Source organism: Micromonospora sp. ATLC16 (genome assembly GCF_057196645.1).
The window spans coordinates 1-16,194 of the sequence record NZ_JBXUOW010000063.1; the positions used below are offsets into that span (position 1 = coordinate 1).

Annotated in this window: 16 protein-coding genes; all 16 read right to left on the reverse strand. The window is 69.3% G+C overall.

Features of this window, described 5'->3' with window-relative positions; translation table 11 throughout:
- Positions 1-188: 188 nt before the first annotated feature.
- Positions 189-1,598: a hypothetical protein gene (locus AC2CHE_RS21505; protein ID WP_484506670.1), complete on the reverse strand. Its 1,410-nt coding sequence runs from the start codon at positions 1,596-1,598 to the stop codon at positions 189-191.
- An 875-nt stretch (positions 1,599-2,473) separates the two neighbouring features.
- Entirely contained in the window at positions 2,474-2,785 is a 312-nt protein-coding gene (locus AC2CHE_RS21510; protein ID WP_484506694.1) for a helix-turn-helix domain-containing protein, read from the reverse strand.
- 391 nt (positions 2,786-3,176) lie between these two features.
- A complete protein-coding gene (locus tag AC2CHE_RS21515) occupies positions 3,177-4,085 on the reverse strand; it encodes an alpha/beta fold hydrolase (protein WP_484506671.1) in 909 nt (302 codons plus the stop codon).
- A gap of 149 nt (positions 4,086-4,234) precedes the next feature.
- Entirely contained in the window at positions 4,235-4,693 is a 459-nt protein-coding gene (locus tag AC2CHE_RS21520; protein ID WP_484506672.1) for a hypothetical protein, read from the reverse strand.
- Position 4,694: 1 nt separating this feature from the next.
- A complete protein-coding gene (locus tag AC2CHE_RS21525) occupies positions 4,695-6,881 on the reverse strand; it encodes a site-specific integrase (protein ID WP_484506673.1) in 2,187 nt (728 codons plus the stop codon).
- Entirely contained in the window at positions 6,878-8,602 is a 1,725-nt protein-coding gene (locus AC2CHE_RS21530) for a hypothetical protein (protein WP_484506674.1), read from the reverse strand. Before AC2CHE_RS21530 ends, AC2CHE_RS21525 begins: the two co-directional genes overlap by 4 nt.
- The gene (locus AC2CHE_RS21535; RefSeq protein ID WP_484506675.1) at positions 8,602-10,068 is read right to left on the reverse strand and encodes a tyrosine-type recombinase/integrase; all 1,467 of its coding nucleotides are present in this window, start codon (positions 10,066-10,068) and stop codon (positions 8,602-8,604) included. The genes AC2CHE_RS21530 and AC2CHE_RS21535 overlap by 1 nt, the downstream gene beginning before the upstream one ends.
- A gap of 90 nt (positions 10,069-10,158) precedes the next feature.
- A complete protein-coding gene (locus tag AC2CHE_RS21540) occupies positions 10,159-11,106 on the reverse strand; it encodes a tyrosine-type recombinase/integrase (RefSeq protein ID WP_484506676.1) in 948 nt (315 codons plus the stop codon).
- A 150-nt stretch (positions 11,107-11,256) separates the two neighbouring features.
- Complete coding sequence (locus AC2CHE_RS21545) at positions 11,257-11,736, reverse strand: hypothetical protein (protein WP_484506677.1); 480 nt, start codon at positions 11,734-11,736, stop codon at positions 11,257-11,259.
- Complete coding sequence (locus AC2CHE_RS21550) at positions 11,736-12,155, reverse strand: hypothetical protein (RefSeq protein ID WP_484506678.1); 420 nt, start codon at positions 12,153-12,155, stop codon at positions 11,736-11,738. Before AC2CHE_RS21550 ends, AC2CHE_RS21545 begins: the two co-directional genes overlap by 1 nt.
- A 25-nt stretch (positions 12,156-12,180) precedes the next feature.
- Positions 12,181-12,510, reverse strand: a complete 330-nt coding sequence (locus AC2CHE_RS21555) for a hypothetical protein (RefSeq protein WP_484506679.1) — start codon at positions 12,508-12,510, stop codon at positions 12,181-12,183.
- Entirely contained in the window at positions 12,507-12,971 is a 465-nt protein-coding gene (locus AC2CHE_RS21560; protein ID WP_484506680.1) for a hypothetical protein, read from the reverse strand. The genes AC2CHE_RS21555 and AC2CHE_RS21560 overlap by 4 nt, the downstream gene beginning before the upstream one ends.
- A 93-nt stretch (positions 12,972-13,064) precedes the next feature.
- Positions 13,065-13,547, reverse strand: a complete 483-nt coding sequence (locus AC2CHE_RS21565) for a hypothetical protein (protein WP_484506681.1) — start codon at positions 13,545-13,547, stop codon at positions 13,065-13,067.
- 193 nt (positions 13,548-13,740) lie between these two features.
- Entirely contained in the window at positions 13,741-14,727 is a 987-nt protein-coding gene (locus tag AC2CHE_RS21570) for a DUF932 domain-containing protein (RefSeq protein ID WP_484506682.1), read from the reverse strand.
- Positions 14,728-14,897: 170 nt separating this feature from the next.
- Positions 14,898-15,467, reverse strand: a complete 570-nt coding sequence (locus AC2CHE_RS21575) for a hypothetical protein (protein WP_484506683.1) — start codon at positions 15,465-15,467, stop codon at positions 14,898-14,900.
- Positions 15,464-16,036 carry a hypothetical protein gene (locus AC2CHE_RS21580; RefSeq protein ID WP_484506684.1) on the reverse strand — a complete coding sequence of 191 codons (573 nt, stop codon included), beginning with the start codon at positions 16,034-16,036 and terminating at the stop codon, positions 15,464-15,466. Before AC2CHE_RS21580 ends, AC2CHE_RS21575 begins: the two co-directional genes overlap by 4 nt.
- Between the last annotated feature and the right edge of the window lie 158 nt (positions 16,037-16,194).

A 16,194-nucleotide genomic window follows, 5' to 3' on the forward strand; every position in this document is an offset into this window, starting at 1 on the left:
AGCGTAGACAACTTCATGATCCACAGGTGTCGTGCTCGCTCCTCATCCGGGCACGGCCCTCAGGACGACGTCAGGCCAAAAAGGACATTCGCGGACTACTCCGGGGCCCTGGGAACGTGTTACGGATCAGGTGGAAACACCGTTAGATCAACACTCCCGGACGCGTCGGTGAACCACGCCGGGTGGGGCTATGTCGTGTCGGTCCGGGCTTGGAGGTAGTGGGTCCAGTCGCGGCTGGTGAGGCGGTTCCACTTGTGGGTGGTGCTGGCGCTCATGCCGAGGAGGTCGGCGAGCACGGCGGCGGGGATGTCAGCGGCGAGGTCGAGCATGGCGGCGTTGCGGCCTAGGTGGGCTGTGATCCCGTTGCGGGTGAGGGTTCGGCTGAGTGCTTGCAGGGTGATCGGTGTGGTGGCTGGCCGGCCGGGGAAGAGCAGCTGCGGCTCGTGGTTGGAGAGGGCTGGGATCGGGGCTGGACGGCCGCGGTCATTGATGAGCTCGGCGACGATCGCCGCGACCTTCGGTGGCAGCGGGATTGGTTGCCTGCCGAGCGTAATACCGGTTGGGACGTCCTTGCTGAAGGTGACGTCGGTCGTGGTCAGGTTGAGCACGCGTGTGAGTGCGATGCCGAAGAGCAGGACCAGGGCACCGGCGACGCGGGCGTTGGTGGGCATGGTGGTGTCGTCGAGGCATCGGCGCAGCTGTGTCCAGCGCTGCTCGTCGGTGAGGAAGCGGTTGGGCAGGCTGGAGGGCCGGTTGGGAACGTCGAGCGCGGTGGTCAGGCGACGTTGGTTGGTCCATTTGATGAATGGTCGCAGGTGCCGGGCAGCTGGTCCGGTGTCGATCCATTGGTCGATGTGCTGTTGGTTGATCGTTGCCAGGGTGAGGCTGTGCGTGTCGAGCCAGGCGAGGAACGCGGCGGCGGTGTGGATTAAGCGGCGGTCTTTGGCTGCGGCTTGGGCGGTGCGCGGGCCGGATTGGTGTGAGCGGCGCCGGGCGCGGTGCAGTACGTGCCAGAGGCCGAACGGCTGCACGAGCTGACGGTGCTCGGGGGGTAGCTCGGTGAGGGTCTGGTTGAGCCAGGTCCGGGTGCGCTCGAGATGCTCGTCGCGGGCCGGGAGCACGTCGGCGAGGACGAGCAGTTTGCGGAGGTAGTGCAGGTGCTGAACGGCGGGGAGCTCGTCTAGGAGTTCGTGGCTGAGGTCGTCGGGGTGTGCGGCGAGGAAGGCGAAGAGTGTGCGGGTGCGGGGCCGGCGGATCCAGGTGAGGACGGATTCTGGGCGGTCGGTGTTGGTGAGTGCGGTACGCAGCGGTTGCAACTGGGCCGCGATCGTGCCGTGGTCATCGGTGAGGAGGTCGCTGACTCGTTCGTCGAGCACGCACCAGGCGCAGCGCTGGTCGGCGTAGGTGTGGCCGGGGCGTCCGCATCCGGTGCAGGTGTAGTCGCGTGCTCCGGCGCACGGGCCGCAGATCCGAGCGCCGCCGGCGTCGGTGCCGGTCAGCACGCGGGTCTCGGCGCAGTTCGGGCAGCGGACTGGGTGGTTGCGGATGGTGTTGTAGCAGGACGAGCAGACCGGGCCGATCGGCCAGACGGCTTGCACGGTGCGCCGTCGTTGGCAGCCGGCGCACTGACGCAGTGGACGTGGAAGGCAGCCCTCGCAACGGAACCCGCTATGAGGCGTCTTGCGGCCGGGGCGGAATCGCCCGCATCTGCTGCAGGTGCCTTCAGCGCCGCGGTAGCAGCCGTTGCACAGATCTGGCTGGTCCGGGGTCGCACGCCGGTCGATGAGGCGTGAGCGCCCGCATCGGCCGCAGACACGTCGTGGTCGATGCCGTTCGCGGTAGCAAGCCGGACATACCGGTCCGGCATCGGTGATCTTCTGGGTTCGTGCGAGAGCGCCGCAGTCGGCGCAGGCGCGCAAGGGCCTACCCTGGCCCTGGCAGCGTTGACAGCGCAGCGAACCGTCGTCCTTGCCTATGATCAGACGCTGGACCCGGCCGCAGCGCGTGCACGGGCCGACGCGTTCCGGGTCAGGATTGCGGCGCCGGCAGTTACCGCAGATCCCAGTCTGCGTGCCGGCGTGCGTGATCCGCCTGATCTCCTTGCAGATCTCGCACCGGCGAACGTAACGCCGGTGCGAGCACGGAGTGCAGATCCGTCCGTCGCCCTGCCGATGCGACAACACGCGCGTTCGCCGGCCGCACGCAGCGCAGGCGGTCGGCGGGACGTCGTAGCCCTCGACGTCGAGGATCGCGAACAGCTTCAGCAGCTGCAGCGGGCCGCTGCTGGCGGGAGTGATCCCGTGCGCGCTGAGGTGATCCTCCAGGGCCCAGAGCGACACCGGGGCCGTGACTCGCGCGGCCTCCATCGCCGCGCGAGCCGTGCTCGCGGTCAGCCCGGGTACCAGGGCGGTCAGCCGGGCGGTGACCCGGTCAGCGAGGAAAGGGTCAGGCTCTCGGCGCTGGCGGATGCGGGTCACGGCGCCGGCTCTGGGCGGCGGATGGTGCTGCGCCGCGCGGTCGGCGCCGGCCCGCCCGCCGCCGCTGTCTTGCGGGTGCGTTCCTCGGTCGCCTCGACCTCGATCAGGTCGTTAGGCTGGCAGCCCAGAATGTCGCACAGCGCCGCGAGCGTCTCCATGCTCAACCGTTGTGGCGGCTGGGTCACCAGCCGGAACACCTGCTCACGTGACAGATGGACGCCTCGTTGCGCCAGCAGTGGCACCAACTCGGTGGTCGCGAACATGCCCCGTTCGGCCATGCGCAGCCGCAGCTGCCAACGGATCCCCATCGTCTTCACGCGCGTTCCCGCCCCAGAGATCATCCTTGTGCTGCTCCAACTTGCGGTTGATCAACCGGGTCCGGTACTCGTCGGAGACGCCGCTGTAGATAGCGGTGGTCGAGGCGTAGGCATGCCCGACCTGGTCCTGCACGAACTTCTCCGGATACCCGAACTCGATCAAGTGCGTGACGTAGCAGTGCCTTCTGTCCGCACTCACCGTGTGCAGTTGGGTTCGTGTAGCGATTGAGCAGCCGGGATCCTGGTGGCCGGGATAGTGAGTCTGGCGGTCGTCCGTGTTGCGTTGGAAGGCTGCTGATATGTCATAGATCACTTCTCTCGGGAGGTGTTGGTTGTCAGCCGGCGGCGGGTTGGGACGCAGTCTCGGGCGTGCGCGGTGGGGTCATGTGGTGTGGCGGAGGATCAGGTCGGCGATTCGTTCGGTGAGTCCTGGTGAGAAGAACGGGTGGTGTCCCATGCCGGCCACGAGTTCCAGTTGTGCTGCCGGGATCTGTGCTGCGAGGGCCTGACCGTGGGCCGGCGGGAACAGCGGGTCCTCGTCGCCGTGCACGATCAAGGTCGGGGCGGTGATGGTGGACAAGGGGGCCAGCCGGTCGTGTTCGAAGCGCCGTCCGGCGAGATCGTGATTCAGGGCTGCGGCGATGTTGAGGGCTCGCGTGTAGCTGTGTTCGACGAAACGCCGTGCGGCGGCTTCGTCGAAGGGGCGGACATCGCCGTTGAGCACTCGCCAGGTCTGCACGTCGGCGTCAACGCGCTGCTGCGGTGTCTTGCGCGGTGCCTTCGCCGAGTCCATGAGGTGGGTCAGGAACCGCCCGGTCGGGGGCGGGAGTTCGTCGGCCGCGGCTGGCTGACCTGCCAAGGCTCGCGCCCATGCCGGCCCCGGGTTGTTGTCCATCGGTGAGGAGGCCATCGCGGTCAGCGTGCGGACCCGGGTCGGCTGATGCACGGCCAGCCACTGGCCGATCGCCGCGCCCAGCGACGTTCCGACGATGTGCGCGGTGGTGACGCCGTGACTGTCCAGAACGGCGACCGCGTCGGCTGCCATGTCGGCGAGGGCGTAGGGATGCGTCGCGAAGTCGACGCAGTCGGAACGGCCGGTGTCGCGATGATCGAAACGGATGACCTGCCGACCGCTGTTCATGAGCGCCTGCACCAGATCATCGGGCCAGCCGATGGCCTGCGTCGAGGTGCCCATGATCAACAGGATGGTGGGATGGGCGGGGTTGCCGAACCGTTCGGTCCACAGCGTCAGCGGTCCGGAACGCACGAACTTCTCGTCTCCAGTAAGCATGCCGGGGACGGTAGCGGTCACCGCATGAGCCAGTTGCCACTACCCGTTGTAGTTGAAATCGGTGTTCGTGAGATAATGAAGGGGAGGTTGGCGTAGGCGCGCAGCGCTGGTTTCTGGCCGTGTCTCCCGCTGATGGGGTGGCGTTGGCGTCAGCTGCATGGGCCGATGCTGCTACTTCGTTGCGGAAGCCGTCTGACGTTGCCTGCTGGTGCGGCGGCGTTCCGCAGGCGGTTGATCTCGTCGTGTTGAGCTGCCAGCCGGGCGAGGGCCAGCGTTCGGAATTCGTTGAGTCCCTCGATCGTCGTGGTTGCCTCGGTGAGGCGACGCTCCAGAGTGGTGATCTTGTTCTTGAGCCGGGTGACCTGGGCGTCGCGCGGGTCTGGGCGCTCGCCGTCCTGTTCGAGGGCCTGTAGGCGTTGTTCGAACTCGACGCGCAGGTGGGCGTAGGGACGGCTGCCGTAGAAGGCGGTCCGGTCGACGCTCGCCTCGGTGGCCAGGGTCTTGACGTCACAACGTCCGCCCGCCGGGATGTCGCCGCGTAGGAGACGGTCCATGGCCGCGCGGATCCGGCTCTCGTTGGCGGCGCGTTGAGCCGCGGTGATCCGCATGTCATTCCTCGCTCGTGGTGCTGGTGGCGTCGATGGCGTCCAGGACGTGCTGGGCTCGGTTGAGGTCGGCTTGCAGTCGAGTGCGTTCGGTCTTGCGGCCGGGGCCGATGCTGCCGAGGAAGGTCTTGGTCTGTTCGGCGTGTTCGGCCCAGACCGGCCGGTGGCAGGGGTGGTGGGTGGCTTGCGGGCAACGTGCGGAGTCACACATGCCGGCCAGGGGCCGGTCGGCGTGCGGGGTGCCGGCGAGTTTCAGGCAGAGCGCCCGGGACGGGTCGGTGAACCAGCAGTAGTTGGCTATGCCCAGGTGCAGGGTCTGGGCGCGTTTGGTGAGCAGGTTGAGGACTTCCCGGTCGCTGCGCTGGGTCTTCGGCGTCCCGACTTCGCCGGTGGCGAGTTTGCCGTCGACGTGGATGAAGAACTCGGTCAGTTCGCGGGCTCCGGGCCCGGACGGCATGATTCCTTGCTGGTAGTTGCGGAACTCGGCCCAGACCAGATCCAGGTTGCGTTGCGCCTCGTGCTTGTTGACCTCCGCCAGCAGCTCGGCCTGTGCCCCGCCCGGTCGGGATGCGTACCCCTCTGTTGTGGCCACGGCGATGTGCTTGAGGTGTAGTTTCGCGGCGAGAAGCCCTCCGGGACGGTAGGCGAGCTCGATCGCCAGAGTTCGGCGCAGGGCTCGCAGATTGACCGGGGTCGCGGGAATCGGTGCCAGGCCGAGCCGCTGTCCGGCGGGTCCGTTGACCCAGTTGCGGAACCAGGTGTAGCGGACGTCGAATGCGAACCGGCCCAGCAGCGGCACGCCGTCCTCGGGGTTGTCGTGTAGCTGTTCGAGGAGTTGGGCGGCCCGGTAGGCGGGTTCGATGACGACCCATTCGTCGGCGACGCCGCCGAGTTGCTGGCCTTTGATGACTTTGCTGGCCAGCTTGTAGCGGACCAGCCCAGCACCGTGGTCCTCGATCGGGCGGCAGCAGCCGACGGTCAGCTCCATCAGCTCGGAGGAACGCATCCCGGAGACCGCGGCCAGCAGGACGATCGCGGCGGTGCGCACGATCCCGACCACGGCGACGGCTTCGGCCCGGTCCAGCGGCAGCGTCCAGGCGAGAGCGCCGGTTCCGTCCGCGCGTTCGACGGTGACGGCGTTGCGGCCGAAGGGTTTCTCCGCACCGACGACTTTCAGGGTCGCCTCGATCCGGTGCCGCAGGTGCGGGATCCACTGTCGCCAGAACTGGGTGAACCCGGCCTGGCGGGCCAGCAGCCCGAGGGAAAGTCGGGTCAGCGGATCCTGCGGCGACCAGCCGGCGGCCAACCGGGCCCGGATGGTGTGCTCCGCCGCCAGGGGCAGTGGCTCGCGTCGCCGCTCGTAGCCGGCCAGCACTCGGGTGATCTCCTCGACGGGCAGCGCGGCGCTGAGGACGTGCTCCCCTTGCCGCAGCGACCATTTCCGGTCGGCCTCCCGGACCTGCTCGATCAGGGTGATCGCGTGCGGGCCGAGGGTGTCGGTGAGGTAGCGGGCCGCGGCGAGCATCGGCTGCAGGACGGTGTCGGTGACCGGTGGGGTCTTGTTCTGGCCAACGCCGCAGGGCATCTCGGCGACGACCGAGGGAGCGGCGCCGCCCCAGGGCCGTAGGTCTTCCGGGACCCGGTCGAGGCTGAACAGTTCCCGGTGGTTGACCAGGTCGACGACGGTCTGGGCGGCTGCCCGCCGGGTCGCTGGGCTGCGTTCGCCGACCACCTGACCGTTGTCGTCCAGCAGGTAACGCCGATGCGCCAGGTATCGCTCGCAGTGATCGGCGTCCAGCGCGGCGAGGCTGGCGACGCCGTGGTCGGTGAGCCAGGTCAGGAACCGGATCAGCTCGGCCAGCCGTGCGGAGGCGGTCAGCAGGTGCAGCGGGGTCCGGTAGGCGCGCGGCAGGGGCATCACGGCCTCGTGCCTGGGGGCGAGCATGGCGATGATCTGTTCCTTGGCGACGATCCGCCACGCGGGGTTGCTGATCGCGGTGAAGTCGAACCGGCGGCTGAACCTGGACATCTGGTTCGGCAGGCCGATCACGGCGGTGAAGTCCCAGTGGTCGTCCTCGAACACTGGGCGTGGTGTCCCGTCGGGCAGCGCGAGGCCCGCCTCCCGGCAGACGTCGGCGCCGGCGAACACCGACCGGCGCGGGACTGCGGCGCGTAGGGCGGCTGCCGTCATCGGGTGGACTCCTCCGGGCGCAGGGGAACCTCGGCGTCGTGGTCGTCGACCCGGGTAGCGGCGTGGGCAACAACGGTGGGGTCGAAGCGGTCGAGGATCTGGCCGATGCGCTGGGAGTACGGGCCGAACACGGCCATGAACTGGGCTGCGGGCATCTGCCGCCATTGCCGGGAGAAGAACGCCTTCAGGCGCAGCAGGTTCGCGGCGTGCCGGGGCGCGAACACCGCCAGGGGGCAGAGCAAGCAGACCCACGGCCGGGCCGGGCAGGGTTGGCCCTTCGGGCCGTGCAGTCCGGCGAGCTGGTCGGCGCAGGCCGCGGTGAACACATCACGCTGCCCGCCGACGAGCTCGGCGATCACCGTGTCATCCAGGTCGAGCCCGGCGACCAGGCTCGGGTAGTCCTTCGCGAGCGCGACGGCGTTCTCCTCGGTGACGACCGTGGGCGGATGGGCCTTGCGGACCAGGTCGTGCTGGGCGTCTTCGACGATCGCCTCGACCGCCCGGCGTTGCGAGGGTGTGGTGGCGGTCAGGTATTGGTCACCCTCAACCTGAGGGCTGTGGTTGGGGTCGATGGTCGCCCGGCCGCGGCCCGCCCAGGTGCTCTTATCACGCAGCGACTGGAACGTGGTGCGGATCCTGGACCGGTGAATCTTGAGTGGTGTTCCGTCGGCGCTGGTCAGACCGTGGCGCAGCACCCAGCGTTGGATCGCGACCCGGCTGGCCGCTCCGGCTTTCGCGGAGATCTCCGTGCCGCCGGGTTTGCTCAGCCGGATCCACAACTGCCGCCGCTGTGTGGGGTCGGCGTGGCCGCGTAGCAGCGCGGAATGCGCGAGCCACTGCTCGAGCAACCGGACCGCCCGGCGGGGCAGGGTGAGGCTTTCGGCCGCGGTGCGGCCCTTGACGTAGGACAGCAGGATGGTGGCGTCGCCGGCCCAGTCGATACCGTCGGTGACCAGGTCGTCGATGCCGTCGGGCACGATCCCGGAGTAGATCCCGAACAGCAGCCGATAGGCGATCACCACGTCCAGCGACGGGAACAAGTCCCGGCTGGCCTCCAGCACCCCGCCCCGCTGGCGTACGACATTGTCCGAACAGCCCAGATGCTGCCCGAACGCGACAATGCCCACCGGGCCGACCTGGGCCAGCAGCCAGCGCAGGTTGTCCGCGCTCCACCCATACTCACGCGGATGCCGACCCCGCCCGGCCGCGGCCAGCGCCTGCTTGTGTAGCAGGAACGACTCGTCCACGAGGCGGCGGCAGGTCCGGGTGAGCTGCTCCCACTCGCCCTCCGGATAGGGCGGCAACTGGTGGTGGCTGCGCTGCGGGTTGTAGGCCCGGCCGACCGCCAACTCGGCCAGCTTCGGATCCAGGTGCCCGCCGGCGAGCTGGAAGCCGTGCAGCATCCTGCGAGTGCACGCCTCTTTCGGGCCGCTGGCCGCCATCCAGTACTCCGCCATCTGCACTCGGCGCAGGTCCGCCGCCCCGCCGGTGAATCCCCGGGCGGCCAGCATGCGGGAAAGGTGCCGGATGGACTGGGCGTAGTGGGTGACCGAGCCAGCCGCGTCGATCGTGCCGTGCGGATGGATCAGCTCCACCAAGCCGACGACCAGGTCGCGGGCCAACTGCGGGCAGGGCAGGTCGCCAAGGTCGAACCGCGCAGTCGAGCCGTCGCTGAACACGCACGCGATGCCCAGCGGGTCGTCGATCACCGTGGCCGGCATCAGTGCACGCCGTCCTCATCGGCGAACTCGGCGGCGGCCTCTCGCTCGGCCGCCGCCTTGCCGAGCAGGCCATCCGTGATGCCCGCAGCCTCGTAGGCATCCCGGTAGATACGGGTGGTATCCAACCGTTTGAGGTATTTCTCAGTGGTCAGCACCGAGGAATGCCCTAACAGGTCGCGGAGCACCAGCAGCGGGTCGGCCTGGGACAGGTAGAACACCAGCGCGGCGTCGGTGTCGGTGTCCTTCACCAGCTTCGCGGCCTGCCGGTAGTGCCCGCTGACCAGGTACTCCAACGTATGCATCGAGAAGGAATGCCGCAGCCGGTGCGGGTGGACATGCGGGAACCGTGGCTCGAACCGGGCCCGGATCCGGTCAGCGGTGCGCTCGAACACCGTGGCCCACGCGGTGAACGGCCCGCCGCCGGTGCGCACCGCCAGCAGACACGAACCACCGTCCGGGGCGATCAGCCGGCGCCGCTCACCCGGCGTCAGCGTCTCCCACCGGCGCCGCACCCCATTGATCTCGCCGCCCCACGCGGTCGGGTCGGTGACCCGCAGCGGCTCTCCCCAGCGCTGCGGCGGCCGCCAGGCCGAGCCGTCCACCGTCACGGCCCGGTCGAGCTCCAGGTAATGGTGCACAGCCGCCAACGCCTCGTAAGAGATCCAGGTGGTGCGGAACTTGCGGCCCTTGGTGATCCCAGCGGCCACCGGGAACGGGATCGGGATCGCAGTCGGCCTGGGCGGCAGCTCGGGGATCTCGTAGGTCAACAGGTGGCTGAACTCCTGCAGCCGCAGCCCGGTCGCCAGCGCCAGGCCACCGACCGCGGCGTTGCGGGCCAGCTCACGACCACGGTAGCCGGTATCCAGGCCGCCGTCCGGGGCCAGACCCCGCAAGCCGTTGAGGAACAGGCCGGTGAAATCCGGCTCCAAGTATTTGATCGTCACGTGCGGCTTCGGCGTACGGCGCACCGCCAGATTCACCCGAACCTCACGGCCCGTGCCATGGAACAACGCCCGCGCAGTCCGGTAGCTGAACGGCTCTGCCTCGGCATGGCCGTGCTCCATCGCCCACCGGTAGAACAACGACAGGATGCTCATGTGCTGGCCCCACGTGGTCGCCGCGAACCGGCGCTCGAGCGGCCCCGTCGCCCGGTGCTCGGCGTACCGGCTCAACCCCAGCTTCAACCGTGTACGCGAGTCGAATAGCCCGACACCGTGCTCGGCGAGGAACTCCAGCCACTCCTTGACGACCCGCGCGTACGCCTCCCAACTGTTCGCCGACGGCGCCCCGCTCGCCGGCAGCTCACGCAACCACCGATTCACCACGACCGCCGGCCGCGGCGCGCCCGGCCCGTCCTCGAACCGCAAGTCGTCGTCGACCAGGACCGGCATCCGCTCCGGGATCAGCGGCCGACGCTCGACATCCCAAGACTCCCAGCCTTGAGAGGAGAAGAAGCTCAAGATCATGGCCGAGGACAATAGAAACGCGACAGCCCCTGCGGCAACCCACAAACGCCCTGCCCCGGGCCACCTCGTGCGCTAATCGCAACACGAAAACTAAGCGGAGATAATGTGCCGCAGGCAGTGCAGGTCCAACTCCGACGGCAAGCCGGCAAGGTCGCGCACCTCGGCGAAGGCGAAGTTCAAGCGGCGCAACGACATCCGACCGCCTCGCTCGGTCACCAACAGCGCTGGATGAGCCTCGCCGACGATCCGCGGCCGGACGTCGCTGAGATACTGGTCCAGCACCGGCACGATCCAGTCCATCTCCGGAACGGTGAGCACGGTGCGCCGCTTGGGTGGACTGCCTCGCGACGACTTGCCCCACCGCACGAACACTCCACCGAATTGCCCCATCTGCTTGGCCTTCGGGTTGTGGCGGAAGTCCGACTCGTCCAGACCGCACGCCTCAGCCCGGCGCAACCCAAAGGCATACACCGTCTTGAGCATCGCCGCGTCGCGCAACGCCGCCAGGACGCCCTTGCGCTGATGCGTACGGATCTGTTCGACACGGCCGTCGGCCGCGTCGAACAGCGCCTGCACCTCGTCGTAGGTGAGCGGCCGCCGACCCGGCTGACCATCGAACTCCGTCACGTGCACGATCGAGTTCCACTCGTGCAGGATCTGCGCCGGCGCACGACCGAACCGCTGCAAGCACTCGCCCGCCCAGCCGTAGCGGGCGTCGGTGACGAAGTCGCAGAACATCCGCAGCGTCGTCTGGTAGCTCCTCGCCGTCGACACAGTGATGGGCCGCGGACCGGCCGACCGCAGGTGATCGAAGAACGCCTCGACCTCGGCCGGCTCCCACTCCCACGGATACTGGTTCGTGTACCGGTGAAACCGACGCACCATCAACACCCGCCCCGCGATCGTCGACGCCCTCAGGAACCGCGTGCGCTGCTGACGCTGCCAGCCCTCCAACATCGCATCGAAGACCGCGGCGGCCGGATCGAGATACGCCACCCCGGACGCCAAGGTCAAATGCGCCGCTCCAGCCAGATCCACCGCCCGCTCCACGTTGCACTCAACGCAACACCGATGCGCCGGTTACGCAGCCCGCGCGGCAGACCCGAACGAGCATCCAACCCTGCCAGAATGTCCACGCCGCCGCGCTGAGACCGGAAGGCCGAATGGTTGCATCAGATGCAACTCAGCCTATTTGTCCCGGGCCTCGATGAGGTCGGCGCACCCCTGGCATGCCGACCAGCGTTCGCCCCACGCCTGGGTGAAGGCGTGCTCGCTGTCGGTGCGGCGTACCCGCGCTGCGTGGTGCCGAGACTGGTAGTCGCCCACCGCGACCACCTGTGCGGTGACTCGGCGGGCGTCAGTCATCTGGTTAGCGCATCGGTAGATCCAGGCGGCGTCGGGTGCGGAGCAGAAGTCGCACTCGATGATCGGGTCGGGGATCTCGGTGATGGGTGCGGGCTCGGGGCGGTGGTCGCTGGGCTGGCCGCGTTGCTCGGCCGCGTGCAGGTACTCGACGATCATGCCGAGGTTGTTGAAGCGGATGTTGAGCGCGCGACGGCAGCCGCGGCAGTAGAACGACTCCGGGACAGGCGCCGTGCTCACGTCGAGAGCTACCGCCTCGGGAAGGCGACGGGCGGATTCCTCGGGGTCTGGGGAGTGCGGTGCCATCACCGGTCACCTCCATCCTGGTTACGGGTGTGCTGCGGCCAGGCGGGGTTGGCCGGGTCGAGGGTCAGCCCGAGACGCAGGCTCGCGAGGTCGACCATCCGCCGTAGCAGGCTCGCGGTTCCGCTGTTGAGGTCGGCGTCGTAGTCGTGGGCGATGCGGCAGGCGAAGCGCAGTGCCACGCATGCGGAGGTGAGTGCGGCCTCCAGGGCAGCGCGGTCGTCGGCTCGGGTGGCTCGCCTGACCTTCGCGGCGGGGTAGGTGCGCTCGTCGCCGTTGGGGAAGCGGAGGGTGTAGCGGCGGGCGTAGGTGGTGTGTGGGGTGGAATAGTCGACGTCGGTGACGGTGCCGAGGCGGTACTCGACCGGGTCGGTCGGTTTGATCACCCGGGCGGTGTCGCCGTACTCCAGGGACCGGTACATCACAACTCCGTTCACGGGGTGAGGGCTAGCTGGTGGGGTGGTCGATCTCGCCGCCGCCGTTGATCTCGAAGGCGAGGAGGCGGTCGTCGGTTTCGGTGGTGTCGGCGTGCAGGTAGAGCTCACCGGCGCGGCGTTTGACGCCGATGGAGACGCCGTGCACGTCGAGCACCACATACGCGGTGCGATCCTCCGGCTCGCCGGGGTAGACGCGCAGGTTGAGCCGGGTCATTACCTCTGCGCAGACGGGGTCGACCGGGCCGAGCAGGGCCAGTGCGTCTGCGAGTTGCGGGCCGTTGAGGGTGCGTTGTCCGTCGCCGAGGCCGTCGGTATTCCCCGGCGCGATCCAGGGCGTCATGCCGGCCTCGCCTCGTCGGTTGCGGGCTCGTCCCTGGGCGGGGTGGGTGGGAAGGCGGGGAGGATGCTGGCGAGGGTGCTGCCATCTGGGTCGTCGGTGATGGCGGCGCAGGCGATGAGCGCGACTGCGGCAGCGGCGGCTTGGGCCGGGGTGTAGCGCACGCGCACGGTGCGGGTGCCGTCCGGGGTGGTGGCGCGGATCTCGACGCGGCCTGGCTGCCAGGTCGCGATCGGCAGCCGCTCGTCCGGCACCGCGTTGACGGTGCCGCGCAGTGCCTCGCGCAACGAGGCGCGCAGGTGCTCGCGTCGGCGGGCGGCAATCGCCTCCCACCTCGACGCCGCCTTTTGGTGGGCGGCGCGGTCGTCGCCGGTGGCGACCGCCGCGCGGGCGTGAAACCGTTCGGCGTTGCCGTTGGCGTGGGCGAACTCGGCGGCGAGGTCGAACAGTCGGTCTGGGTTCATGCGGATCTCCGTCAGCGAGTCAAAAGGGGTGTCGCCTGCGGGTGCCGCGCGGCCCGGGGTCGGACCGGGGCCGCGCGGCACACGTCGCGGCGGTCAGGGATGGGTGGCCGGTGGCCCGTCGGCACCGTCGGCGGTGGACGGTGGCCATGCCGTCCCGCTGTCAGTGGGGAATGGTGGGGCGGCCTTCACGTGAGGTAGGCCGGGGTCGAGTTTCTGGCCGCTGCGGTCGAGGCTGATCGCCCCGTACGCGGTCAGGTGTGCGCCCACGGCGAGGGCCTGCGCGCCGGTGAGCAGCACGACGAGGCGACGGCCCTGTCTGTCGTGGACGTGCAGCTCGACGTGGCCGTTGGTCAGTGGCCGGACGGGCAGGAACCGCTCGACCTGGGCGCCTTCGGGGGCCGTCGCCCAGATCGCCGAGCAGAGTTGGTTCCACTGCTCGCTGCTGAGGGCGTCCCACTGCTCGACGCGAGTGGTCAGGGTGGCGTGTTCGGCGTGGGTGGCGGAGTGTTCGGCCATCGCGTGGGCGACCTCGGCCGCCGCGAAGTGGGCACATACTCGGTTGGCCAGCGCGATCATCGAGGTGGCCGTCGGCGCCGGAGCGTGCAGAGGCGTAGCAACGGGCTCCGCAACGGGCGGGGCCGTAGCGGCGGGATCCGCTTCTGGCGAGGCGGCAGCGGCAGGCGAGGTGGGGACGGATGCGGTACCGGTGGCGGGGTGTCCGCCGGTACCGGGGCCGGGCGTGGTGGCCCGGCCCCAATGCCGGCCCACCTCAGACCGCCAGCAGCTCGAACGCGCGGGCCTTGAGGTCCGCACCGGCACCGGTCAGCGCCCGCGTCGCCCGAGCGAGGTCGGTCTTCGCGGGGGCGAAGTGGTCGACGTACTCGGTGATGGCCTGGTATCCGGCCCACCGAGTGCCCTTGATCGCCTTCTGCGTATCCGCGTCCCGGATGAGGTACCGCAGCGTCGCGGTGCGCTGCTTCGCGTTGTTCTTCGCCACGTCCGAGGCGTCGTCCGCGAGCGGCCACACCTGCGCGACGATCTTCTCGAACTCGCCCATGGTCAACGACTCGTTGATCATCTTCTCGGCTTCGGTCTCGAAGTCGGCGAACGCCTTCCACATCAGACCGAGAGCCTGCCGCGCCTCGGAGATCTTGTTGGTCACGTTCGAGGTGTGCCGGAACGTGTACGAGGCACGCGACCGCTGGTAGGCAAGGGCCTGCGTGTTCGCGCACACGATCCGCACCGGGGTCGCGTCGAGGCGAAGAGCTGCCGTGCCGTCGTGGCTGGTGGTGGCCGCGAGGTAGAGGTCCATATCGTCCACCCCGGCGATCCGCATGGCCTGCGGCAGCTTCATGGTGACGAAGACCGAGCGGCCCTTACGCATCGAGCCGGCGGTCTCGAAGTGCGCGCCGGACGCGTCCACCAGGAGGTTGAGCGTCTCGGCGACCTGCTCGTTCTGGACGACCGAGTAGTCCTCGCCGACCACGCCGAGGTACTCGGTCTCACCGGTGACGGGGTTGGTGCGAACGGTCATGTACTTGTCGGGGCAGTCGACCTTCGTCACACCCCGCTCGGTGACCTCGATGCCTTGAAGGGCGATCTTGCGGACCTCCCAGCCGCCGAGCCACGCCTTGCTCATGACCTCCTGCGCGGTCATGCACGAGTCGGTGACCGTGCCGAGCTGATGCCAGGCGGTCAGCCTCGCGGAGGCGAACGCCGTCTGACCGTTCGCGAGAGTTTCGAGTTCGTGTGCCACGGTGGCACCCCTTCCGGTTGTGGTGTTCAGGTGGGCGGCGGGCCGGGGTCGCAACCCCCGGGCCGCGCCGTCAATAGCAATGTTTCCTACCTCTATGCGTCGATCAAGGCGATCGGGTGGAGTCGATGGAGGTTTCTGCGGCGAATCTGACGCCCGCCGTACCGCGTGGCCTACCGGGTGTCGGTGGCCGGGCGTAGCCGCCCGTCCGGCCCGTACAGGTAGGTGTGCACGGTTTTGAATGGGGCCGGTAGGTACACGGTGAACCCGTGTTCGGGGATGAACCGGGTTCGGTAGGTGCGGGTGATGCCCAACAGGTACCGGTCGGGTTTGTCGCCGTGCGACCCGGGCGGGATGATGCCCGCCCCGGGCCGGTCGGCACGGGCGCGGCGGTGCCGACCGAGCGCGATGTGCGGGCACAGCGACAGGGCGGCGGTCATGCACTCGGGGTGCCCCGGCGGGTCCGCGTAACGCATCAACTCGGCCGCGCGAGGTCCGCCGAGGAACGCCACCCAATACCCCATCGGCTCACCGCACAACGAGCACCGCCGTTCGACGGCGAGGCGGGTCGAGACGGTGGTGTTGATCGTGGTGAAGTCCACATGCGACCCGCCGCCGGGGTTGGGGTGGATGTTGACCGGTGGGATGGGGAGGCCGCGCCGCGCGTCGTGGGGACGCGCGGCCAGCGACGGCGGGATATCGGGCCGGTCAGCGGGCGGGCCGGTGGGTGAGGTGCCGGTCACGACGCACCGGCCGCACGATCGGTCCGGGCGTCGGTCACGGTGACGTACGGAAATTCCGACCGTAGTACCGCGTGTGCCTGTTCCCATTGCGCCTCGGTCAGGCACACGGTCTCCGGTTCGAGGTTCGCTCCGGTCATCGTCGCGGCCATGACGCCCGCCTCGTCCGCCGAGTCGAACACGGCCACCCGGTCGCCCCCGGCGACCATGTACACGCACGCCTCGTCGGCGGGCCGGGACATCGAGGCGGTACGGCGGTGCTCAACCAGCCACCGGCCGACCACCTCCGCCGGGTCGCCGGTCAGCGTCCCGGTGTCGTACGCCTCGTCATCGAGCCAGGCGAGGTGATCGGCGACCGTCCAATCGGGGTGGACGAGCCAGGACTGCCGGACGGCCTGCCAGATGGTCAGCCGTGCCTGCGTCAGTGTGGCGATCGGTTCGGCCGGTTGTGAGCCGTGGGGCCGGGCACCGGGCAGAGCGGGGTGCCGTCGTGGTGGGACGTGGCCGGGCGCGAGGCGAATCCGTCGAGGGGCCAGCGACGCGGCGGCACAGGCCGGGCGGGTTCGCCGCATTCGGGGCAGCGCAGCGACCCCGGCGCAACCGCCGGGCCGTGGGCGTGGGCGTGGGCGTACGGGTTGGTTTGGTCGTGGGGGGTGGTCATGCTCCGTGCCTTCCGTTCGTTGTGGGTGGGCGTGCCGGTGCCGGGGCCGGGCATGGGTGCCCGACCCCG